We start from the raw sequence: 25036 nt of genomic DNA, 5'->3' as shown, positions 1-25036 counted from the left end.
AAATTGTTAGGTTTTGAATATTCTATAAAAACAAACTTAATTTTATGGCTTTTATTGTATTTTATGTTAAATAACTATCAATAATGTAGGTTATTTCCATGTCGGATAAAAATTGTATAATTGCATTGATAAAAAAATGAAAATGGATATTAAAAAATTATTTTTTACAAAAGTACACATTTCACATGGAGGAGCGAAGCTTCTACGAAATGCTACAGCAGCCTTTTTGGGATTATATTCCTATGCTTTTTATGGGCAGGTACAGAAATTGGATTCCCGGTTTGATATTTTATTGAAAAATAAAGAGAGTATCGCCAATGGAAGATCTGTAAAAGAACTGGAACGCCCTGATATGAAACTTGATCAGCATTTGGTGGTGACTTCTAAGGGGGCACAAACGATGTATTCATGTATTATTTATACGAAAGAACCCGAAAAACTGAAAGCTGATGGATTTCTTGTTCAAAGCCAGTTACCTACTTTTTCTACAGCTTTAGCTTCTATTGAAGACCTTGAAAGACTGACGAAACTTCCCTATGTAACCTCTGTAATGGGGCCTGCATTTGATGAACTTCATAACGATACGAGCAGAGCTCAGTCCGGAGCAAGTCTTTTACAGGATGGAGTTTTTAATAATACAGCTTATAATGGTACCGGTATTTTGGTGGGAATTTATGACAGCGGAATAGACTGGAAACATCCGGACTTCAGAAAAGCTGATGACCAGACCAAAAGTAGAATTGTATCCATCTGGGATCAGACATTAACTGCACAAGCGGGAGAAGTCGCTCCAGTAGGGTTTGCAACAGGTGTAGAATATACAAGAGCACAGATTGAAGATGAACTGGACGGAACGCCAACAAATTTCGTTCGTGAAAATGATACCAACGGACATGGAACTCACGTTTCGGGTACGGCTGCTGGAAACGGAGCTGCTTTTACGGATAAAAGACATAAAGGATTCTCATCTGATGCAGATATTGTTTTTGTAAAAGGAGGTAACGGATCTTTTCCTACAACCAATACCATTAATGCTTTAACATATTTCAAAAATGTAGCGACGGCTCTCAATAAACCTATCGTTGTCAATATGAGTATTGGCGGACAGGGAACTGCCCATGACGGAACTTCAAGCCATGAAGTGGCTGTTAACAATTTTACCACTTCAGGAGCAGGAAGAGTAGTCGTTATTTCTGCAGGTAATGATTATGGAGCCAATCTTCACAGAAAAGTTGATATCGAAGCTAATGCCTCTCAGACTTATAATTTTACAGTAGCAAGTAATACTTCCGTGGCATCGGTATTTTCATTCATTATGTATGCCAATGACAATACTCCTGTTACAGCAAAGCTAACTACTCCTGATGGGCAGGTGTATACCCAAAATATAAGTACGACTACTGCCCACAGTATACTGGGAGGGGGTCTTACAGCGACGATGTATAACTATTGGGGGAATGATAACAACAAACGATATATTCAGCTGATAGTAACCAGAACTTCAGGAACTACGAATGTTCAGGGAAATTATACATTAGAAATTACCAACAACGGAGCACAGCAGATCACAACCCATGGCTGGCTGTATAGCCAGGGAGTGGCAACCACTTTACAAAATGGCGATAATGAGTATATTGTAGGGTCTCCGGGGAACGCCTCCAATGCTATTACAGTAGCTTCTTACATGGGAAGACCAAGCTGGTATAGTACGGGTGCTTATTCTACCACAACTCCGCAGGAGTCTATCTCTTCATTCAGTTCACAGGGACCAAGAGTAGATGGAATTCAAAAACCTGAAATTGCAGGTTCGGGTCAAAATGTGATTTCATCAAGGTCTAGTAACTCTGCTCCGGCGGCAACAGATATTATTGGAGGAACTACATATTATGTGAAAAACCAGGGGACAAGTATGTCATCACCGGGAGTAGCGGGAGCAGTAGGATTATTGCTTCAGGCAAATCCGGCATTAACGGCAGCACAGGTGAAAGCACGTCTTACCGCTAATGCAAGAATGGACGGTGCAACCGGTACTGTTCCGAATATGAGATGGGGATATGGTAAATTAGATATTTATAAAGCAGTTACCGATGAGTTAGGATGTGTAAAATCCAATTTTGAGACAGTTGGTTATGATGAACCTTACATTGTTGCCAGTACGGAAGCTAATTACTACTTTGATAATATAGCCCTTGCGGTAAGATATACACCAACATTGACAGGGAAATTGGGAGGTTTCTCATTTTTGACAGGATCTTCAATCCCTTCAGATATTCCGGTAGATATTCAAATCAGAAAAGTGAATGCAAACGGGAATCCTGGAGATATTATTGCCACTAAAACTATTACTTCATGGCTTAATAACACTCAGAAATTTACGTGGAACTATGTGAATCTTTCCGATCTGAACGTACAAATGGTAACCGGAAAAGAATTTTATATCGTGGTAAATGGCTTAGGAGGAAGGATTGCTATGAAAGCTGAAAATGCAGTGGTGAACAACAGATCCAAAACTTCCACAGATGGTACTTCATGGACTTCAAGAACTTTTGATCTTAAAATGAGAGCCATTGTCTATGAAAATGTTGCTGAAGTGAAAAACTTAGCCAATTCCAATCAAACTAAAACAAGCGCAGCAGCCAATGGATATAACTACTTTACCAATAACTGCCAGCTGATCTCAAGAGTTGAAAAAGAAACGGCGAGTACAGTAACCGGAAATGTAACTTCAAAAGTATGGGTGGACAATGCACAGCCCAACTATGTAGCAAGAAGATATGAAATTAATTCAGATGCAAACACTACCACGGCAACCGGAAAAGTGACTTTATACTTCAAACAGGCTGATTTTGATGCTTATAATCTTACAAGTGGAGTGAAATTACCTACTTCACCTACTGATGTTGCCAATAAAGCCAATCTTCTTATTGAAAAATATACAGGAACAAGTACTACAGGTACTACCGCTTCTTTTGGAGGAACAGCAGCCATTATTACTCCTGATATTGCTGATATTATCTGGAATGATACCTATCAATATTGGGAAGTAAGCTTCCAGACAACAGGTTTTGGCGGATATTTTGTTAAAACAGGGACAACGTTGGGTACGGCAGATGTTAAGATCAATTCAGAAGTGAATATCACTCCGAATCCGGCGAAAGATTTTGTCAATGTAGTATTAGGAAGACATTCTAAAGCAGCAGTTACCATTTATGATGTTTCAGGAAAATTGATTAAAACTGTACATGTGAACACAAATTCAGGGAAAATTGATATTTCTGAACTGGTAAGAGGAACATACCTGTTTACGATTGCACTGGATGATAATACAAAAATTACCAAAAAAGTAATTAAACAATAGATCCTTATCAGTCAAATGATAATATAAAAGCAACAGTTTCTATAACTGTTGCTTTTTTTATATTTGCTGTAAAATAAAATTCATGTCGGGTAAATTTTTTTGGAGTTTTCTTTTATTATTAACAATCGTATTTCAGAGTTTTGTGAGTGATGATGCTGTGCATCCTTATCATGTAGGCTCTGTGGAAATTAATTATAATGCAAAATCCAGAACATTTGAAGTGACAGGAAGATTTTTCCTCGATGATATGGAAAATGGGTTAGGAAAAAAATATGGAGGAGCTTTTCATTTTAACGATGAAAAATACAAGGCAAAATTGAATGAAGCCTTACAGAAATATTGCGCAGAATATTTCAAATTAAAGGCTGATAGCAAGTTCCTGAAAGTAAATTATATCGGATATGAAGAAGACCAGGAATCGGTGAATGTCTTCCTTGAATCTGAAGTAATCAGCAGCCCTAAAAAAGTAGAAACAGCAGTAAGCTTTCTCTATAACCTTTTTGATGATCAGATCAATATCGTTCATATCATTGTGAACGGACAAAGAAGCAGTGAAAAACTCACCTATCCCAACCGTTATCTTTATAAACAATTTTAAGAATATTAGTTCTCCAGCTGAAGCAGCGTATTGATCCCTTTTGCATGGGCGAGCAGATCAGGAAAAAAATCATCATAACATTGCTGAAGATGATCTTTATTCTTTAAAAAAGCTTCAAAAACAGGAATGTTTTTATCCAGATATTTTGCTTTATTCAGCACATTCTGAATACTGAATTTAATTCCCCAATCTTCACGGTAATTATAAAGCCAGTCGTCATGCTCCATTTTGACAAGCATTTTTTTGAAATTTTCAGGCAGCCACTGCTCATTGGTATTCAAAGCTTTGTAAACCCTAAGAGAATGGGCTTTCCACTCTGCCAGAGAATTGAGTGAAAGATCTCTGGCTACAAAGTGATCCATGGAAACATCTACAAAGGCACCTGCATACAATCTTACCAAAGGCGCAAAAACCTTTTTAGCTTCATGAATGGCAGGGTGGGAGTCTGTAAATGTATCAATAGCCCTGTGAAGGGTAATCCCGTCCTGAATATCTTTCGGGAAAGAAAAACGATCTCTGTTGCGGATAAAATCTTCTAGAAATTGCCCCACGATCTGTCCGTCGGTAAAAGATAGAAAAGAATGAGCCAGGTAATTCATAACTTAAAGGTATGAATTAAATGTGGATCGCAGATACAATAATGAATGGTGAAAAGTAAAAAGTGAATCCGCTTCGCTGGTAAATTTTTTATCCACATTAGAATTGACCTTTGACTTGCGAAGCAAAATTGACTATTCACAATTAGAAAAGTCTCTCATGAAAATCTTCAATCTTACTCACTTCTTCGATCTTAATTCCAAATTTTCTTTTCGGAATTTTATTAAGATTGGAAACGAATATCTTTTCATACCCCAGTTTTTCAGCCTCGGTAATTCTTTGTTCTACCTGTGCTATAGGACGTATTTCTCCACTTAATCCGATTTCTCCTGCGAAGCAGTAGTGTTCTGAGATCGCAATATCTTCATTAGATGAAAGAACAGAAGCAATAACAGCCAGATCCAGTGCGGGGTCGTCTGTTTTTATCCCTCCCGTAATATTCAGGAAAACGTCTTTCGCTCCAAGTTGGAAACCTGCTCTTTTTTCCAGAACAGCCAAAAGCATATTCAGTCTTTTAGAATCAAAACCTGTGCAGCTTCTCTGAGGAGTACCATACACTGCTGTACTCACCAATGCCTGAATTTCAAGAAGCATAGGACGGTTTCCCTCCAGCGTTACAGCCACTGAATTTCCAGACAGTTCCTCAAATTTTTTGGTGATCAGAATTTCAGAAGGATTTTTAATCTCCTTTAGTCCTTGTGAGACCATCTCGTAAATTCCAATTTCGGAAGTCGATCCAAAACGGTTTTTATTGGCTCTTAACAATCTGAAAAGGTGATTTCTGTCTCCGTCGAAGTTCAGAACTACATCTACCATATGTTCCAGCACCTTTGGTCCGGCAATCTGGCCATCTTTGGTGATGTGTCCTACGAGGAATACCGGAGTATTGTTTTCTTTAGCATATTTGATGATCTCATTGGAACACTCTCTGATCTGGGAAACCGTTCCCGGAGAGCTTTCTATCAGCTGAGACTGGAGGGTCTGAATAGAATCGATAATCATGAAATCCGGTTCCAGTTTCTTAGCCTCATGAAGGATTTTTTCCAATGACGTTTCCGTGTAAAGAAAGCAGTTCGGATTTTGAATATCGGTAAGCCTGTCTGCTCTCATTTTGATCTGAGAAGCACTTTCTTCCCCTGAAACATAGAAGACTTTTTTCTTCATTTTCAAGGCAAGCTGAAGCAGGAGGGTAGATTTTCCGATTCCGGGCTCACCACCAATCAGCGTGACAGAGCCTAAAACAATCCCACCTCCCAAGACACGGTTCAGTTCTTCAGAAGGAGTTTTTATTCTCGGTTCTTCGCTGGTTTCCACTTCAACAATATTGATAACATGTTGCTTGGTTTTTGAGAAAGGAGGAGTTTTATGAGACGTTTTTTCAACCACTTCCTCTACTAAAGTATTCCATTCTCCGCAGCTTTTGCATTGTCCCAGCCACTGAGGATATTGGGTTCCGCAGTTTTGACAGAAATATGCTGTTTTCAGTTTTGCCATACTGCGAAGTTATAAAAAAGCATTTTTTCTACAGAATCTAAATGGATTTAATATTAAAAACTAATCCCTCTATGGTAGAAATATCTTTCATATCTTAGCTTCATTCAATTAAAATAGTAATGTAAAATATAATTACAATGAAAAAAGTATTTTTATCTTTCGTATTTGTGCTTTTAAGTATTGTTGCATTTGCACAAGGTACATGGGAAGCAGACACCATGCATTCTTCCATCAACTTTAATATTAAGCATATGGGAATTAGTTTTGTACAGGGGAGGTTCGATAAATTTGACGGAAGAGTGGTCAATAGCGGTGCTAATCTTGATAATGCAGATATAAGCTTTGCTGTAAGTGTTCGTACCATAAATACCGGAGTGGATATGAGAGACAGACATCTTGTAAGTGAAGAATTTTTCGATGCTGCCAAATTTCCTGCGATTGAATTTAAAAGCTCTTCCATCACAAAAGATAAAAACAATAACTATATCCTGAAAGGAAAACTGACGATGAGAGGGGTAGAAAAAGAAATCAGTGTTCCTGTGACATTTGGAGGAGTTACAAAAAATAAAGATGGAAAAGAAATAATGGGGATTCAGACAAAATTTACAGTGAACCGCCTGGATTATGGAATCAAATATGATCCGTCCGGAGCAGGTATTGCGAAAGATGTTGAAGTAACGGCTTATTTTGAACTGGTGAAGCAGTAATATTTAAAATATAACATACAAAAAAGGTTTTCCAATCAAATGGAAAACCTTTTTTTATTTATAAAAGTTGATTAAAAAAATCTCAGATTTACTGTTACTCTAAACATTCACTTTTCCCGAAGAAACAGTAAAGATTCCAAAATCATCGATCAGCATATTTTCCTTCTGAACGGAATTAAAAGCCATAACTCTGTCCAGTTCTTTCTGTGAACGCCTTCTCATAATCCAATCCTTTTTCTGATGATTGTTCAGAACATAGGCGATCATTTTCAATTGTGGATGCCATGGCTGTCCTGTATAAACGATATAAGCATTCTTTTCCGAAATAGAATTCACTCCCTGAATCGCTTTACTGGCCATTTCGTTATCCCCAAAAAGCTCAAGGATTCCGGATACAATGGTGATATTAGGTTCGAAATTCAGTTTTTGATAGGTCTGTGGATCAAAGCAGTCAAAATTGGTAAAATGGATTTTCTGATAATTCTTCTCTTGGATAACTTTTTTCCCAATTTCAATATTGGATGTGACAAATTCATTGATAACGATTTCTGCATCCGGATATTTTTCTTTGATGTCAAACAAATAATTTCCGGTTCCTCCTGCAATATCCAGTATTTTAATCGGTCTTCCCTGCTGCTGCAGAGTGTGTATATTTTGTTCTAACAGCTGAAGCAAATGCTGTTTTCTGATGCGGATTCCCTTCCAACCGATAGCATTAAGGTAATTTTTATCCATCATTTTTCCAAAACCGAACTTCCCTTTCGGCTGATTCTGGTAAACATAATCCAATGAAGCTCCGGAATCAAACCCATATTTCAAGCCGATGGCCATTCCATTGCTTATTTTTCCGATCTTTCCTAAAGACAATTTCTGCATTTTAAAATTCAGGGTATTGCCGACATTATTTTGCAGATCTTTATACTCTTTTACAGAAAAAGGATCAGGAGAAAGAGAAGCTTGTTTTACATTTCTGTTGAAGCATTTTTCAGCAAAACCCACAATTTTATCATATACTTTTTCCTTTCCGGTATCGAATAAAATTCCGTGGAAAAAATCTGGAAGAACTTCATAGTATTTCAAATCCGTATCCAGTTTTTCATGGAATATTTTCTGATCTTTATTGAAAACCACATGATCTTTTTCAGCGGCCAGAATTAAAGTTGGAGTATCTATAGCTTCGGCATCTTCCACGAGACGTTTTCCGGCTTTTGCAAGATCAATGAGAAGTTCTGCATCTATCGATCTTGAGATAAGAGGATCGGTGTCATATGCTTTTTGCTGTTCAGGATCATGAGTCAGCATTTTGGATTTCACATAGCTTTTAATAATCAGACCTTTCTTGAGTTTTGTTCCTAAAGTAATCATTTCATTAGCCAGTGGAACGATGAGGTTGATTCTAAAAGCAGGAGCCAAAAGTGCCATTCCAGCTATAGATGGAGCAAAGTCATGGGCCCATGCAGAGGCAACGACTCCACCAATACTGTTGGCAACAACGAAAATGTCTGAGATTTTCACATTGTATTGTGAGCAAATAAACTTAGAAAATGCATCAAGATCTCTTACATAGTCCATAAAAACAGATGAGGTCTGGGTTTTCGTATAACCGTGCCCGCGCAGATCGAATGCGAAGATGTTGTATTTTGAAAACTGAGGAGATTGTGCAATATCATTCAGCCTTTCAGAATGCTCATGCCCACGATGGATAATGATGATACTTTTCTGATGAGGCTGGTAATTCCACTCACGATAAAAAATTTCACTGTTGTCAAAACTCTTAAAATGTCCGCTGTTCATAGATTAAAATTTTTTGAGAAAATCCTTCAGATAAGTATGAATCACAGCATGCTTATTGTGGGTTTTCATTATGGTTATTGCTTCTGCTAGAGGTAAAGATAAAGTATTTTTGATTACTAAAATTCCGATCACCGAACTTCTGGTGAATCCCATGGTGCAGTGGATTAAGATTTTCCCATCAGGAGGAAGTTGTTTGTAATTTTCCGTGATTTTTGCAACCAGTTTTTGAGTCTCATGAATATCAAATGTTCCAATATCCAAAAAAGGAACGGAATGATAGTTGGCTGTATTTTTTATGACAGGAAGTTCTTCTATTTCTGCCGATACATCATATACAAATGTAGTTGGGGTAAGTTCAAAATTTTTGACAGCTTCATTGCCGGGTCTTGATGAAATGTACAAATTAGGAAGAGTTTCAGCAGGAATTCTGTTTTTCCGGAAAAACTTCCAAAATATCCGGTATGTCAGTAAATAAGGGAAATAGAAAATCTTTTTTACCCACGGAATATCTCCGGTTTTATTTTTTAAAAAGAAGATGTTGTTTTTCTGATACTGATATCCGATCAGCATATTCATGAGAGCCAGCCACAGTAAAACCAATCCTGTATGTCCAACGAATTTATCTGTCCAAAGTGCCAGTAAAATGAAGATCCATGCTGATAAAAAATACCTATTGGCTACATGAAAATTTCTGTACAGAAAATCATTTTTTCTATAAGGAAAGAGGATAAAACTAAGGTTGGCAAGAATACTTCCGGTAATAATATCAATCAAATGATGTTGATAAGTTGTCAAGGTAGAAATTCCCAGCAAAATAAGCCAAAGCATTAATAATGTCCTTCCTTTTTTAAAATTCCTGAAAACAGACCAGAAAATGAAGGCATAGGCAATATGTAATGAAGGAGCCTGGTTAAAAGGAGAGTCAAATACTTTTAAAAACTGAAAAGAATATCCAAGAAAAGAACTGCTGACTTCAGGTTTGGGCAGAGAAAACTTTAGTGGAAAAAATAAGAAACAAATTCCTGCAACAATGGTAACAAAGAGCATCCTTTTTGTTAAAACTTTGAGCTGTTCTTTATTCTGACAACAGAAAAATACCACACAGAAAAAGATGCCGCTCGTCATATAAGGAATAATACTCCATGGCATGAACGGGATATATTTTTCAAATCCAAAAACAAAAGACGGAATTTCAGTTAATGTTGAAAGATACCATGCTGCAAAATTGTACACCATCATGAATACAATGGCACACAAAGTCAGGGCGTATACTTTCTGTTGTACTGTCAGTCGTTTTTCATCCATCTGGCTTTTCTGAACATGATGATATTTAATAATGAAGAAGGAAGTAGAGATAAAGATTTCATCATCCACTTCATTTTTGAAGGGAAAATAATAAGTTTTTCCTGTTTTTGAATAGCTTCAGAAATCATAGATGCCGCAGTTTCCACATCTGTAAGGAATGGTTTTTTGCTTAAATCATCCTGATTAAGCTGTCTTAATTTTTCAGTATCTATATATCCGGGGGCAATCGTTGTAACGGAAATTCCAAAAGGCTTCAAGGCACGGTGATACGCATCGGCAATCTGGATTACAGATCGCTTTGTCTTTGTATAAAGACTAGAGTTTTCATACTCTAATATCCCTGAAACGGAAGCAATCACAGCAATACTTCCTTTTTTCTGGTTTCTCATTATTTTTCTTGCAACTTCGAAACAGTTGACCGTTCCCAGAATATTCGTTTGGAGCATTTCCTCTGCTTCTTCGTATGAAATTCTTCCTGCAACATCTTCTGCGTAGCTTCCTGCACAATTGATGAAAATATCAAGCCCGTTTTTATCCACAAGAAAAGACTGCAATGTGAATAACAGAGCATTCATATCACAGACATCTGCCTGGAAAGCTTTTAAGTTTTTATGATGGTTTTCCGGGATTTTGGTCAGATCTCTTCCACAGACTCCTATACAATATCCTTTGGAAAGATAATGCCTGGCCAGAGCATAGCCAATTCCTGAAGTTCCGCCTGCGATAAAAACGTTCATGAGTGTTTGGTGGTTTTCAATTTTATGTAAAAATAGATTTTAAAAGTGAGAACAGGATTACCAAACCTATTTATTGCAGTCTTAAAAAGAATATTTACAACATAATATAAAATTTTTAATACAGGGGAGCATATGCTGAAGTGTAAATTCAAAGGGAAAATGAATATTTTATACAATAAAAAAATACGTCAAGTTTTGGCGTGAGGTCCCTGTATTTTTGTTTCAGATTCTTTTAGGAATCACTTTTTAAATTAACCTTTAAACAAAATAATTATGATTTACACAGAAGATTTTTTCGCTCAGGGTAGCGTTTATCCAAATGATGATAAGGTACAATTGATAGATAGTTATACTTATGAAACTGTAATATATACAAAAACTACTGTGGGACTACCGGCTAGTGGTAATGGGGATGGTGCGATCTATAGAAAAAAAGGGAACGATTTTTATAAAAGACAATGGACGGGTTATGTTAATGTTGCGTGGTGGGGGATTGAAGGTATTTCTACACAGTTGGCAACAGAACGTATTAATACAATATTAAAACTAGGATATAATACTTTTTTTGATAATGTTTCCATTGATATTTCTGGAGTACTCTACCTTCAGAGTAACCAAAAGATATTGTCAAATCAATCCACAATAAAACAGACAAAAACAGATACGGAGATCTTTAATTGTGAGGGGAAAGTGAATGTGTCAGTAATAGGTTTTAGTTTGCAAGGTTTGGGGACTGACTATGATTATGAAAAAGCATCCAATTCCAGATCAGTTGGAATTTTTTGTTATGGAGCTAAAAAACTTGTAATCGAAAAGAATGTGTTTACAGATTTTACCTTTGCTGCGGTAGCAGGATTGAGAGACGTTGATCATTTTGGATTTAAATTTAATAGGGTGGAAAATTGTTTTACTGAAGATTGGGCAAAAATAGCTCCTGGAAAAAAAGATAATGCAGGAATTGCTGTAGGAGGAAAAAACATTGTCATTTTTCAAAACTATTTCCAAAATTCATCGCAAGGTATTCTTATTGCAGAAAACTCTGAATTTGTAACAATTTCAGACAATGATATTAATAATACAATTCTGGAACATGGAATGTATTTGGACGCAGGTATTTCAAATCTTACCGTACTGGGAAACAGAGTGAGAAATACAAGAGGTATAGGGATAAAATTGCAAAATTATGATCAGAAAAAGTATCCTCATTATACCTGTCATAATATTGTTATCTCGAATAATATCGTAGAAAATACAGGTACTATAATAGATGAAGATACGGTTATACCGGGGTATATTCCTGCGGCAGGAGATGGTATTACGATCAATAATACTAATTCTACAGCCCCTTTTTTACTTGTTGCAAAAAATGTAGTAGTTACTGGAAATATAGTGAGAAATGCGGGACAGCATGGAATTAATGTCAGACATATTGAAGGAGGTGTCATTTCTAACAATATGATAAATAATATAGAATATGCAGGTATTTATATTGCTTATGCAAAAGAAACGGATGTTTCCCACAATATTATTAAGATGACGAAAGAAAATGGGATACTCATAGAATCAAATAACAATCTTTTAAATGTCTGTTTTAACATTCTTGAAAGTCCTGGAACTAAAAATATAAGTAACGAGGATAGGATATCAGGGATAAAATTGGTAGAAACTCAGAATTTTGAAATTTCTATAAAACATAACAAAATAAGAGCAAATAATGATATGACTTGGGGAATCTTTTCGGAAGGAGGAGCTGGTCAGTCTACCCATGAAATTGAAAATAACATAGTATTAAATCCCCGATACACCGACTACAGATTTATTGACAATACTAAAAAGCTTAGGATTTTGAGAAATAATTATAAAAATATACAAAACTCTCCTGGAGGGGAATTTCAATAAAGTTGTACTAAATAAAAGAGTGTTTCAAAATTGAGGCACTCTTTATTGCAATTGAGAAGTAAGAGTTATTATCATTAAGCTGGGTAATATAATTGATTTTACAAGTTTTTCATTGTCTGATTAAACCCATACTGCCACTGTATTTCCATATCTTTCACAAATTGTTGATAACTTTTTGGGAATGAAAAACCAATCTCAAACTTTTTCCAGTTGATTCCTTTTTTTAGATAATGTCCTTTCAGTTCCTGTTTGATGTTGGTGGTATCAATCTGAAAATCAGATAAAAGTTTTTCTGTTTCAGCAAGTCTTTTATTTCCGCTAAAACCAAAAACAGAACGAACGAGTGCTTCCTCCACCGGATTGTAAGATTGCTTTTTTTCGGTGATGATTTCCTGAGCCAGATGTTGAGCCAGTTCAGCAGGAACAAGGTCTATGGCGCCGCCGGCAAAATGTTTTCCATGAAAAAATGCCGGTTCTACATAAAACATATCAGAAACAGAAGCCCGGGTGCTTTCAAGTAAGGAAAAATTGGTGATGACTTTGAGCGATTCTTCAATAGCACTATTTTTAAAACTTTCAGAATTGCTGATAATCTGTTCAGGATGAATTCTCTTTGCCGTTTCAGGATCAGTGAAAATTACTTTTTGATATAATTTTCTTTCATTTCTTTTCTTTCCACACTCTTTTGGAGTAAAAAGAAGTTCTGAACCAATCATTAGGGTCGGGATTTCTTTTGAAAATGTTACGTTTTTTAGGGTTGGAAAACAATCAGACAAATCCTGGGGCAGATCAACAAGATAACGGTTGAAAATATCTTCAATAAAAGGTGCATTTCTTTTGTCAAATAGCTTTTTCAATGAGAAAAGTCCTATTCTTGAAAGCTTCTTTTGCTTTGTTAATATCGTGCCGGACACAAATTTAAAATATTCCTCCGACTTCAGATATTCTCTACGGGACAGATGATCAGGAAAAGCATTGATAACGGTTGCGGCAAATGAACCTCCACAGGAAGCAATAAGGACATCCGGTTTGAGATCCAGTTCTTCCAGAGCTGCAAAGATCCCAAGATAAATCATCAATCTTGTTCCGCCTCCTGAAAAGATAACTGCTCTTTTAAATTTTTCACCCATTGCTTTAATTTTTTATCAGAAGAGGAAGTGCCCAGAAGAATAATGGAGCATTGAAGATAAGACTGTCCACTCTGTCCAGAAGACCACCATGTCCGGGAAGAAGGTTTCCTGTGTCTTTTACATCGGTTTTTCTTTTTAGATAAGACATAAAAATATCTCCGAAAAATCCTGAGATCCCCAAAATAAGTCCTAAAATACTGTTGGTTAAAATACCGGTTTTAAGTAGAAAATACCCTAAAATATTACTTAAGATAATGGTGAGAAAAACCCCGCCAATGAGGCCTTCTAATGTTTTGTTGGGACTTATTTGAGGGGTTATTTTATGTTTTCCGAAAAATTTCCCCATCAAATATTGAAAAACGTCATTCAGTTCCGTTACTACCACTATAAAGATAATGGCACTGATACCATTGGTGCTATTTCTTATCCATAATAAATGGGGGAAAGAAAAAAGACACACCAATAAGGCTATGGAAACCCCATATAGTTGTTTTGCTGAAGCTTTTAATAATAAAAAATAAAGAAAAACAAATATTCCTAAAAGGGAAGAGTATAAAAGATAATTTTCAATGTTGAAATAAAACAATAAATAGAACTGAGAGATTCCTACGAATATTGATGAAATAACAGGATTCACGGGGACTTTAAACATTTTTGAAAATTCGAGAAATGATTGAAGCCCTATCCACGAAACAAAAAGTGCCATAGCAAGAGGATGTAAAATACCCAATGCAAAAACAATAATAATATAGATCCATGTTTTTACCCTTAAGGGAACATCTGCGAATTTATTTTCTTCAGGCTTCATTCAAAGATTTCTTAAGTCGTGTATAAGTACTGATGATGAGTAAAGCAATGGTAATTCCAAAAATATACTGGGAAATAGAAGCGATACTGATTCCGAAAAATATCAGTAACCCATATAATCCCAAGATAAGTGCACGGTCGCTTTTTCCCATGGGACCATCGTAACGGCGTTCTTTTCCTACAATTTTCCCAATCAATCCGGCAAACTCATTAATGACACTCAGAACAATAAAGATGACAATAAGATATAAGCTTTCCGGTTGGAATTTAAGAAGAGGGAAAAAAATAATCACATCAGAAACAATATCACCCACTTCATTTAAAACTTCACCAAGCTTACTTGTCTGATTAAATTTTCTTGCCATCATTCCATCAAGAGCATTTAAAGCCATTCTCAAAAGCAATCCGATTGGCAGGCTTAGAAAGAACCATTTCGAAAGATCTGCATTCCAGAATAATGCTCCGATCACCATAGATAATAGGATAGAGCTGATCGTAATCTGATTGGCTGTGATGCTGTTCTTATGTAAAAATAATAAAACAGGAGTGAGCAGCTGCTGAAATTTTGGTTTGAGTTTATAGACGGAAATCATGATGGTTATTGCTTTGTGTCATTTGCTTATATCAAATATAGATAATTTTTTTTATCAGGTTTTATAATTGTTTGAGTGGTGTTTTTCTATTTTCAAAATGTAAATAATTGCTTTGTATTTCTTTTTCCCATAACTTTGCACAAACCTAATCTAATGAGTAAAAAGAATACAAAGTACATCTTTGTGACAGGAGGTGTAACTTCATCTTTGGGAAAAGGAATCGTGTCTGCTTCTCTGGGGCTATTGCTAAAATCACGCGGTTTTAACGTAACCATCCAAAAACTTGATCCTTATATCAATATTGACCCGGGAACTTTGAATCCTTATGAGCATGGAGAATGCTATGTGACCGAAGATGGTGCGGAGACGGATCTGGATTTAGGCCACTATGAGCGTTACCTTGATGCTCCTACATCCCAAAACAACAACGTTACTACAGGAAAAATCTACCAAACTGTAATTGAAAAAGAAAGAAAAGGAGATTTCCTTGGAAAAACAGTTCAGGTAATTCCTCATATTACTAACGAAATCAAACGTAGAATTAAAATCCTTTCAAAACAGAACTACGATATCATCATTACTGAGATCGGAGGAACTGTAGGGGATATAGAATCTTTACCATACATTGAAACTGTTCGTCAGCTGAAATGGGAATTGGGAGATAATAATTCTATGGTGATTCACTTAACATTATTGCCCTATCTGGCTTCAAGTGGAGAATTAAAAACAAAACCATCTCAGCATTCTGTTCGTCAATTGATGGAGAGTGGAATTATGGCTGATGTGTTAGTTTGCAGAACAGAGCATAAAATTCCTAAAGATCAGAGAGCAAAACTGGCTCAGTTCTGTAATGTTGCTTTGGAAAACGTTATTGAATGTAAAGATTTGGAAACGATATATGAAGTTCCAATGTATCTTCAGAAGCAGAATTTTGACGATGTAGTTTTAAAAGAACTGGATCTGAAAAGTGATAAAACAGCTGATCTTAAAGATTGGAAGAACTTCTTGAAGAAATTCCAGAACCCTAAGAAAACAGTAGAAATCGCATTGGTTGGAAAATATATTTCCCTTCAGGATTCCTATATTTCAATTGCTGAAGCATTCAAACATGCAGGAGCTGACCTTGAAACTGAAGTAAAAGTAAGATGGGTATACAGTGGAGATATTACTGAGGAAAACATTAAAGAAACTCTGAAAGGAGTGAATGGTATTCTTGTGGCTCCAGGTTTTGGAGACAGAGGAATTGAAGGAAAAGTTCTTACAGCAAAATATGCAAGAGAAAATAAAATTCCAATGTTGGGAATCTGTTTAGGAATGCAGATCATGACGATTGAATTTGCAAGAAATGTTTTAGGACATACAAAAGCGAATTCAGTAGAATTTGATACAGCAACTCCGGATCCTGTAATTTCATTAATGGAAGAACAGAAAAATGTAGTAGATAAAGGAGGAACGATGCGTCTTGGAGCTTGGAAATGTGCTTTGAAAAACGGATCTAAGCTATATGAGACCTACGGAAGCAAAAATATCTCTGAAAGACACCGTCACCGTTATGAATTTAATAGTGATTACCTTCAGGAATTTGAAAAGAATGGTTTCCTTGCTACAGGTACCAACCCGGAAACAGGTTTGGTAGAAGCATTGGAACTTCCTGATCACCCGTTCTATGTAGGGGTTCAGTATCACCCTGAATATAAGAGTACGGTAGCGACGCCGCATCCTTTATTCAGAGCTTTCATTAAGGCTTGCGAAAAGAAATAAGGTAAAATTTTATCATAAACGTCTAATCATAAACTCAGGTTGATTTTTCTCAGCCTGAGTTTATTATATACTAATGTATTATAGTATAGAGTTTTGATAAAAAAACAGTATTTTTGTCAGCTGAAATTTACTACAGATTTATCAGTTTTCTTATAGTTCTGTGGTAATGTAAGAATAGGAAATTTTAATTATAACAAAAATAAAATGCAACAAAACAACGGAATCGATAAGAAGCAAATGATTAGTTTCGCGGTTTTATGCCTTGTTCTCTTCGGTTTTATGTTCTATTTCCAGAACAAACAAACGAAAGAAGCTGAGTTAAAAGCTCAGGAGCAGAAAACGGAACAGGTAAAAAATGCCGTAAAACAAACTCAGGCAAACAATATCAATCCAAATGTAACTCCTAACGCAATCCAGACGGCAAGCCTTGGAAATAATGAGTTGAAACTTGAATTTTCAAGCTTAGGAGGACAGGTTTCCAAAGTAGAGCTTTTAAAGTATAAAGCTTACAACCACAAAACAGACAATGCAGATCAGCCACTTTATCTGATTAATAAAAATAACTCAAACTACGGTTTTCAGTTTAAAGATAAAACAGGAAAGGTTATCAATACTAAAGATTTAGTTTTCTCACCTACTGTTAATGGAAATGCAGTAACCTTAACTGCAGATTACAATGGTGCTGTAATTCAGTTTATTTACACACTACTTCCTAAATACACTCTTGATTTTAAAGTGAGAACTCAGGGGCTTTCAAAAATTACTTCAGACAACAAAGCAGATTTCATCTGGGATTATAATGTAAGAAACTTAGAGAAAGGTAGGGCTCAGGAGCAGTCTCACTCAGAATTCTCTTATGCTTTCAATAATTATAAAGACTATGATTATGATGGAAGAACGACAATGGAGGAGGATAAGGAAACCCTTAACTGGATTGGTGTAAAGCAGCAGTTTTTCACTTCAGTGATTGAAGCTAAAAACGGATTTACTCACAGCAAAGGAAATCAGGAGAATGTTGAAGAAGGAGAATATCTGAAGAAATTAAACTATGAAGGTTTTGTTCAGATGACCGGAAGTGAGCTGAACCAGGATTTCACTTGGTACTTCATGCCGTTGGATTTACCATTGCTTAAATCTTATGATAAAAACTTTGATGAAATTCTTCCATTAGGATGGTCATTTATTGGAGCGATGAACCGTTACTTCTTCATGTGGTTATATGGTATTATTGCTGCTTGGGGATTATCTGCAGGTTGGGTAATTTTTGTAATGACAATCATTGTGAAGCTGATCCTATCACCCATTATGTATAAGCAGCACAAATTGAGTGCAATGATGAAAGTGATCCGTCCTGAAATTGATGAAGCGAATGCTAAGTTTAAGGATGCAGACCCAATGAAAAAGCAACAGGCTACCATGGAGATCTACAGAAAAGCAGGAGTGAATCAGATGGCGGGATGTTTGCCTGCGTTGGTTCAGATTCCAATCTTTTATGCGTTGTTCCGTTTCTTCCCGAACTTTATTGATCTTAGAGGACAAGGGTTCTGGTTTGCAAAAGATTTGACAGCGTATGATGATTTGATCAAACTTCCATTTAAAGTTCCTTTCCTTGGAGATCACTTGAGTATTTTTGCATTGGCTTGTACGGTTGTTATTTTGATCTATACAGTAATGACTTCAGGGAATATGCAGCAGCCTCAACAGGAAGGTATGCCTAATATGAAAGTATTAATGTACATCTTCCCGATTACATTCTTATTCTTCCTGAATACTTCAGCTTCAGGTCTTTCATGGTATTATTTTGTATCGAATGCGATTAACATCTTAATTATCCTTGTTATTAAATACGTGATTCTGGATGAGAAGAAAATTCATGCTCAGATCCAATCTAATAAGGAAAAACCAAAAGCAGAAGGTAAGTTCCAGAAGAGAATGAGAGAAATGATGGAAAAAGCTCAGGAGCAGCAACAGGTTCAGGGGCAGCAAAAAAATAAAAAGAAATAATTTCCTTTATTATAACGTAAAAAAAGAGAAGCAATTGAACAATTGCTTCTCTTTTTTTTATGCGTACTATTTAGAATAATTTTAAATTTATAATCAATGTGCGAGAATTTCATAAATGAAAATCAATTGTTTTTAATCATATTTCAATCTGAAGGATTGTCTATGATGTAAGGTCGGGCCATGCTTGATAAGAGCTTCCTGATGTTTTTTTGTTGCATATCCGAAATTGGTATCCCATCCGTATTCAGGATATTCTTCATGAAGTTGGATCATTAATCGATCTCTGTAATTTTTGGCAAGAATTGATGCAGCAGCAATGGATAGAACCTTAGAATCTCCTTTAATAATACATTGATGTGGAATGTAATTATAGGGATGAAATTTGTTCCCATCCACCAAAATAAGTTCCGGAGTTATTGTCAGTTTATCCAAGGCACGATGCATAGCATGAATGCTTGCGTTGAGAATATTATGTTCATCAATAAACGAAGGTGGAAGCTCTGCAATAGCATAGTTTTTCACATTGTCTTTGATATAACTATCCAGCTCCATACGGGTTTTGAACGTTAGCTTTTTAGAATCATTAACCAGATTTTGTTTGAAATCATCGTCTAAAATTACCGCTGCCGCCACTACTGGCCCGCTTAAACATCCTCTTCCCACTTCATCACATCCCGCTTCGATGTAAAGGTTCGACCAGTTTTTTATTAGCTCCATATTTTATTTAGAAAAAGATATGTAAAATTATGAAAAACCAATGTATTAATTGCATAATGAATGTTTTTTCGTAAGTAAAACGGGATTATGAATTTACTATTTTATGATGATTTTTATTGATAATATTGTTGTTTTAGTTAAGATTTGTGCTTTTTTTCCCACTTTGTGAGGGAAAAGAAATTAAAGCTTATAGTATGTGTTTTACGGTTTTGTAATGATTTCTTTTTGTTTTGTTGCTTAAATGTATGTATGGTGGATGTTTTGTTGTGTTTTTTTTATATAGTATTGTTAAAAAAGTATTAAATAGATAATGTTGATGTATTGTAAAATTATTGATTGTTTTTATTTTAAATATTTGTTAAAACATTCTTTTTTAACAAATATTAGTATTTTATTATATGTTTTTATTAGTAATAGTTTAAAATTTTATATTTTTTTAAGAAATTGTTTTGTGTTTTTAAGAAAGTTTTACAAATTTGTAGCCTGTAAAAAATAATTGAAATAACATGAAGAAATTAACAACTAGTGTACTTATTGTAGCACTCTCTTCATCTTTTTTTATTGCAAATGCCCAAGAAAAAGGGGGGGATACAATAAAAACTAAGACTATTGAAGAAGTTGTAGTTACTGGTGCCTTAGGTATTAAGAAAAAGGTTGACGCCATTACCAATGCACAACAAGTAGTAGGTACTAAGGAATTAAACCAGGCCTCTGCTCCGAATGCAGTTCAGGCTCTAACAGGTAAAGTGTCTGGTTTGCAGATTACGCAGACGGATAACAGTGTAGGAGCATCAAGTAGGATTGTAATCAGAGGAAATAAATCAATTTCAGGGGGAAATGAAGCTCTAGTTGTAATTGATAATGTAATTTCTTCTGCTTCTGTTTTAGCTCAGTTACCACCTGAGGTGATTGAAAACGTAAACGTAATTAAAGGACTTCAAGGAGCTGCTCTTTACGGACAGCAAGGGGTGAATGGTGTTATTATAGTAACAACTAAAAAAGGAGCAAAGGGTGAAAAGATGCAGTTTACGCTGACATCTTCAATCCAGATGAGCCAAGCTTTCAAATTTCCTATAATACAAAAGCAATATGGTAAGGGGTATCCTCATGAGCCAGCTTTTAGTGCCGGGGATCCGGATTATAATGGAACGACTTACGTTCCTTTTGAAAATATGTCATGGGGACCTGCTTACAATGATCCAAATATTGGAGGACAAATGGTTCCATCAGGGTTACCACAGGCAGATGGTAGTTTTATCTTTGAAAAATATGCTCCTGTAGACAATCATTTCTCGAAGTTTTTCAAAAATGGAGTGATTTTACAAAATGGAGTTACTGTTAATTCTGGAGGGTCAGATTCTTATGCAATGTTGTCCATTAACAGATTAGAAAATGACTTTGTTGTTGAAGGTGATCAGTTAAGACAAAATAGTTTCTTATTGAAAGCTGGGAAAAAGCTGGATAAATTAAGAATAGATGGGACTGTTAACTATATTAGTAAGATTACTAACCAATCTAGCTCTGATTTATATAGTGATATCCTTCAAATGCCTTCAATGAATGATATTAGAAAATACAGATATTCTGGCGTTGCAGGAGGGTTGTCTGCTTTTACAAAGAACCCTTATTATCAATTAGAACATACAAGACAGAATACGGTTAATGATTATCTATCAGGAATCTTATCATTGCAGTATGACTTTAATAAAAATATTAATTTAACATATACTGGAAATTTATATTTAAATAATTCCAGATCTGATAATCATGATGATGGTTTCAAGGCTACTCAGGTTTATACCGGAAGTGGGCTTGTATTAGATGATGGAACACTACAGGATTATACAGGGAACTCTAACTTTGATTCATACTATATCAATCGTACTGTTAGTACAAGAAGTTATTATGGTGATTTAATGTTAAACTTTAATTATGACCTTACGGATAATATTAATTTGAAGTTAAACATTGGTAACAACATTCAGGATAGCTACAGAACTGCCAGATCAATGGGAGGAACAAACTTAGTGGTTCCGGGATGGTATGATATCAGAAATGTTACTAACCTTATTCAGCCAGGAAACTCAGCAGGTGCAACTGTGTTGGATAACATTCTTTTTGAGAATACAACAACAAGACAGAGAACTATTGCTGGGTTTGCCAATTTAGATTTATCTTACAAAGATTACTTATTCTTGAACTCTACTTTCAGAATTGAAGAAAGTTCTGTATTGTCTACCTATTATAATGGACAAGTTCATAATAAGTCATATCCTTATTACTCTGTAGGTCTTTCATTTATTCCTACAAAAGCTTTTGAAGCTTTGAAGGGTAATAATATTATCAATTATATCAAAATCGCGCCAGGATATACCAAGGTAGGAAATACATCTGGTGTATTGCCTTATGATACTTCTAATGTAGGTATTGCCCCTGCAGGCTATCCTTTCCCAAGTCTACCGGGATATGGAATAGATGCTACGCAAACCAATAGAACAATTAGACCTGAGTTTATTTCTACATATGACTTGAATGTTCAGTTAGGTTTCTTAAATGATCGTATTACACTAGAGGGGTCAATTTATCAGTCAGATACTAAAGATTTGATTACTAATGCAAATGTTTCAAATGCTTCGGGAATAAGTAACCTGAAAGATAATTTTGGTAAAACCAGAATGAGAGGATTTGAAATTGACCTAGGGATTACTCCATTTAAATCTCAAAACTTTACCTGGAATGTAAGAGCTTCTTTTGCTAAATCAAGATCTACTGTGCTCGATTTACCAAACGGATTGGATGAAGTTGCTCTTGCAGTACCATTTACGACTGTTGGAATTGGAGTATTTGCCGTTAAAGGTTCTGATCTTCAGGTTATCAAAGCAACAACTTTCCAGAGAGATGATCAGGGAAGAGTTATTGTAGGAGCTGATGGAGTTCCGTTGCAAAATACTACATTAAGCAGTATGGGTAGAGTAACTCCGGATTATACACTTGGATTTAATACTTCTCTTAAATTTAAAGGCTTTACGCTTTCCGCTACAATGGATTATCGTAAGGGAGGTAAATTTGCTTCATTTAGTAAAAGTCTCTTGACGTTTACCGGAGCTAGTGAAGAAACTGCTGGTTTTGATAGAAGTAAAGGATATGTGATTCCTAATTCAGTTCAGATGGTGGGCGGACAATATGTTCAGAACAATACACCTGTTGGAGGAACAGCAGACTATGATGGTGTAGCTGGGTATTTCAGTTCACAATCTTTACAAAGATTGGGTGAGCCGATGGTGTTAGATGCTACTGCGTTCAAAGTAAGAGAAATTGCTTTATCTTATGATGTTCCGAAATCAGTATTATCATCAACTTTTGTAACGGGTATTACTGTAGGTTTATTTGCTAGAAATCCATTCTTTGTATATTCAAAAGAAAACAGAAACTATGCAGATCCTGAAACTTCTTATACAAGTGGAAATGGGGCAGGTATTGCACTTGCTGAGCAATATCCATCTCAAAGATCTTTTGGAATTAACCTAAAAGCGACATTCTAAAATATTAAAAAAATTATGAAAAATATAAAAATAACGACAGCGGTTTTATCTATAGCCATGTTATTTGCTTCAGTGTCATGTGACAAGTACCTTGATATCAATGAAGATCCTAACAATATTTCAATCGATAAAGTTACTCCTAATGAATTGCTTCCAGTTGGAATAACATTAACGTATGCAAAACAATCCCAGACGTTAAATAGATTTGCTAGTGTAGTAATGAATTCAACGGCTGGAAACTCATTGGTATATGGAGCTCCGTTTATTGATGATTATAAACCCAATGTTTCCAACACGTTTTATAATGATGTTTGGGATAATCTTTTCAAAGGGGTCGCTAATTTTGACAAAATCATTACTTATAATGATCCAGGTAATCAGTATGTTCAGCATAAAGCTATGGCTAAAATCATGAAAGCCAATTATGTTCAGATTTTAACTGATTTATATGGTGATATGCCTTATTCTCAAGCTTTTAAAGGACAAGATAATTTAACTCCTAAATATGATAAAGGGGAAGATATTTATAAGGCTTCTATTACAGATATAGATGATGCTATTAAATCATTAGAATCAGGTTCAGGAAATAGTCCAAGTAGTGATATTGTTTTTAGGGGAGATACTGATAAATGGATCGCTTTTGGTAATACATTAAAATTAAGATTTCTGCTAAGAATGTCTAATGTAACAGGTGACATGGCTGCTTATAGAGATCAAAAATTAGCAGCACTTAGTGGAGCCGATTTTATTGATGAAGATGTTTTAGAAAACCCAGGATACTCTGCAGCTAACGATGCACAACAAAATCCATTTACCAATTTCTTTGTATATCTGAGCTCTGGAACAAGAGCTGCAAACTATTCTATCAATGTAGCTTCTGAACATGCTGCTATTATTTTAAATGGTAACCCTGGTGGAGATGCTCGTCCGGTTTATCAGAAATTTAACGGAATTGTAGATGGTAGAAGCGCAAGAATGTTTGGTCTTGTAGGAGGTAAAGTATCAGGTATCAGACAAGGGAATTTACCAGGTCAGCCAGGAGTACCTGCAGCTATTTCAAGATTTAGTTATGGTATTACAATTGGCCAAGGTTCTCCTAAATTATTGCCAAGTGGTGATGTAGATATTGCAGATTATGTTGCTAAAGCATCAGCTAAACCTGGTTGTATTATGAGTAGAGCTGAATCGAAATTCTTACAAGCAGAGGCTGCTTTGAGATATCCAGGTTTATTCTCTGACGGAGCAGGTAACTTCACTGCTGCTGTTACTGCTTCTTACAGCTTCTTTGGAGCTACAGGAGCTCCGGCTTATCTTGCTGCAATACAAAATGTTGCTGGTTTAGGCTGGACAGGAACTGATGCTAACAAATTAGAAGCAATTATGACTCAGAAATGGATTGCTTTAACAGGTGTTAATCCGGAACAGTCATTCTTTGATTATACAAGAACTGGTTTCCCTGTGACACCATTAGCTACAATTGCATCTAATCCAAAGCCGAACAGGTTGATTTATCCTCTTTCTGAGTATATTGGTAATGCGAGTAATGTACCTGCTATTAGTAATGCAGATGTATTTAGCAAAAATCAGTACACCCCTTTCTGGGCTAGAAACTAATTTTTATAATTACAATTTTAATATATTTTACCGCCTTCGGGCGGTTTTTTTCGTTTAAAGAGGGAATTCTTTTTATAATATAAAAATATGTCTAGCATAGTATATTGAGTATTTATAGCTATTTTTTCTCTTTCTCATTTTTTTCAAGTTATTGATATTCAATTTGTTTTAGTGTTAGTGTGCTGCAATTTATTATAGATAATATCAATTTAAATGATTGTTATTATTTCTTAAAAAAAATTAAGATTTAAATGGATTGTTTTTGTTAAATATTTTGTTTTTAACTTATTTTAATACTTATTTTATTGTTATTTTTTTAAAATATTGAAATAAATGTATTTTTTTTAGATTTTGCTTTGTGATATTAAGAAAGTTTTAC

At 35.4% G+C, this 25036-nt stretch carries 17 protein-coding genes; 8 read left to right on the top strand and 9 right to left on the bottom strand.

Annotation, left to right across the window (positions count from 1 at the left end; all coding sequences use genetic code 11):
- Positions 1–142: 142 nt before the first annotated feature.
- Both AC07UM_RS08585 and AC07UM_RS08580 read left to right on the top strand, forming a co-directional pair.
- Positions 143–3358 carry a S8/S53 family peptidase gene (locus AC07UM_RS08585; RefSeq protein WP_494682076.1) on the top strand — a complete coding sequence of 1072 codons (3216 nt, stop codon included), beginning with the start codon at positions 143–145 and terminating at the stop codon, positions 3356–3358.
- Positions 3359–3440: 82 nt separating this feature from the next.
- Complete coding sequence (locus tag AC07UM_RS08580) at positions 3441–3956, top strand: DUF6702 family protein (protein ID WP_494682075.1); 516 nt, start codon at positions 3441–3443, stop codon at positions 3954–3956.
- A 5-nt stretch (positions 3957–3961) separates the two neighbouring features.
- On the opposite strand, the gene AC07UM_RS08575 is transcribed toward AC07UM_RS08580, so the two are convergent.
- Together AC07UM_RS08575 and radA are read right to left on the bottom strand one after the other, a co-directional pair.
- Entirely contained in the window at positions 3962–4555 is a 594-nt protein-coding gene (locus tag AC07UM_RS08575) for an acyl carrier protein phosphodiesterase (protein WP_494682074.1), read from the bottom strand.
- Positions 4556–4697: 142 nt separating this feature from the next.
- Positions 4698–6047: a DNA repair protein RadA gene (radA, locus tag AC07UM_RS08570; RefSeq protein WP_124534937.1), complete on the bottom strand. Its 1350-nt coding sequence runs from the start codon at positions 6045–6047 to the stop codon at positions 4698–4700.
- Between the two features lie 137 nt (positions 6048–6184).
- Between radA and AC07UM_RS08565 the strand changes: the two genes are divergently transcribed.
- Positions 6185–6754 (top strand): YceI family protein, encoded by a 570-nt coding sequence (locus tag AC07UM_RS08565; protein ID WP_494682073.1) that lies wholly within the window; start codon positions 6185–6187, stop codon positions 6752–6754.
- A 99-nt stretch (positions 6755–6853) separates the two neighbouring features.
- Here the strand turns inward: AC07UM_RS08565 and AC07UM_RS08560 are convergent, their stop codons facing one another.
- The 3 genes from AC07UM_RS08560 to AC07UM_RS08550 are packed head-to-tail and all read right to left on the bottom strand — an operon-like array spanning position 6854 to position 10590.
- Positions 6854–8548: a bifunctional alpha/beta hydrolase/class I SAM-dependent methyltransferase gene (locus tag AC07UM_RS08560; protein ID WP_494682072.1), complete on the bottom strand. Its 1695-nt coding sequence runs from the start codon at positions 8546–8548 to the stop codon at positions 6854–6856.
- Positions 8549–8551: 3 nt separating this feature from the next.
- Entirely contained in the window at positions 8552–9922 is a 1371-nt protein-coding gene (locus tag AC07UM_RS08555; RefSeq protein ID WP_494682071.1) for a phosphatase PAP2 family protein, read from the bottom strand.
- Positions 9835–10590, bottom strand: coding sequence for an SDR family NAD(P)-dependent oxidoreductase (locus AC07UM_RS08550; RefSeq protein WP_494682070.1), 756 nt, complete (start codon positions 10588–10590; stop codon positions 9835–9837). The genes AC07UM_RS08555 and AC07UM_RS08550 overlap by 88 nt, the downstream gene beginning before the upstream one ends.
- 273 nt (positions 10591–10863) lie before the next feature.
- Here AC07UM_RS08550 and AC07UM_RS08545 point away from each other — a divergent pair, with 273 nt between their 5' ends.
- Positions 10864–12489 (top strand): right-handed parallel beta-helix repeat-containing protein, encoded by a 1626-nt coding sequence (locus tag AC07UM_RS08545; RefSeq protein ID WP_494682069.1) that lies wholly within the window; start codon positions 10864–10866, stop codon positions 12487–12489.
- Between the two features lie 98 nt (positions 12490–12587).
- On the opposite strand, the gene AC07UM_RS08540 is transcribed toward AC07UM_RS08545, so the two are convergent.
- The 3 genes from AC07UM_RS08540 to AC07UM_RS08530 are packed head-to-tail and all read right to left on the bottom strand — an operon-like array spanning position 12588 to position 15019.
- Complete coding sequence (locus tag AC07UM_RS08540; protein ID WP_494682068.1) at positions 12588–13619, bottom strand: patatin-like phospholipase family protein; 1032 nt, start codon at positions 13617–13619, stop codon at positions 12588–12590.
- A 4-nt stretch (positions 13620–13623) separates the two neighbouring features.
- Complete coding sequence (locus tag AC07UM_RS08535) at positions 13624–14427, bottom strand: phosphatidate cytidylyltransferase (protein WP_494682067.1); 804 nt, start codon at positions 14425–14427, stop codon at positions 13624–13626.
- Positions 14417–15019 (bottom strand): CDP-alcohol phosphatidyltransferase family protein, encoded by a 603-nt coding sequence (locus AC07UM_RS08530; protein WP_494682066.1) that lies wholly within the window; start codon positions 15017–15019, stop codon positions 14417–14419. Before AC07UM_RS08530 ends, AC07UM_RS08535 begins: the two co-directional genes overlap by 11 nt.
- Before the next feature lie 153 nt (positions 15020–15172).
- Here AC07UM_RS08530 and pyrG point away from each other — a divergent pair, with 153 nt between their 5' ends.
- Both pyrG and yidC read left to right on the top strand, forming a co-directional pair.
- Entirely contained in the window at positions 15173–16780 is a 1608-nt protein-coding gene (gene pyrG / locus AC07UM_RS08525) for a CTP synthase (protein ID WP_124534953.1), read from the top strand.
- A 204-nt stretch (positions 16781–16984) separates the two neighbouring features.
- Positions 16985–18784: a membrane protein insertase YidC gene (gene yidC, locus AC07UM_RS08520; RefSeq protein WP_124534955.1), complete on the top strand. Its 1800-nt coding sequence runs from the start codon at positions 16985–16987 to the stop codon at positions 18782–18784.
- 132 nt (positions 18785–18916) lie between these two features.
- Here yidC and rnhB read toward each other — a convergent pair whose 3' ends face one another.
- A complete protein-coding gene (rnhB, locus tag AC07UM_RS08515) occupies positions 18917–19501 on the bottom strand; it encodes a ribonuclease HII (RefSeq protein ID WP_494682065.1) in 585 nt (194 codons plus the stop codon).
- A gap of 506 nt (positions 19502–20007) precedes the next feature.
- Between rnhB and AC07UM_RS08510 the strand changes: the two genes are divergently transcribed.
- A complete protein-coding gene (locus AC07UM_RS08510; RefSeq protein ID WP_494682064.1) occupies positions 20008–23043 on the top strand; it encodes a SusC/RagA family TonB-linked outer membrane protein in 3036 nt (1011 codons plus the stop codon).
- 15 nt (positions 23044–23058) lie between these two features.
- A complete protein-coding gene (locus AC07UM_RS08505; RefSeq protein WP_494682063.1) occupies positions 23059–24657 on the top strand; it encodes a SusD/RagB family nutrient-binding outer membrane lipoprotein in 1599 nt (532 codons plus the stop codon).
- The last annotated feature ends 379 nt before the right edge of the window (positions 24658–25036 follow it).

Source organism: Chryseobacterium sp. GW821-FHT04C04 (assembly GCF_059420365.1).
This window is presented reverse-complemented; position numbering and strand designations above follow the sequence as displayed.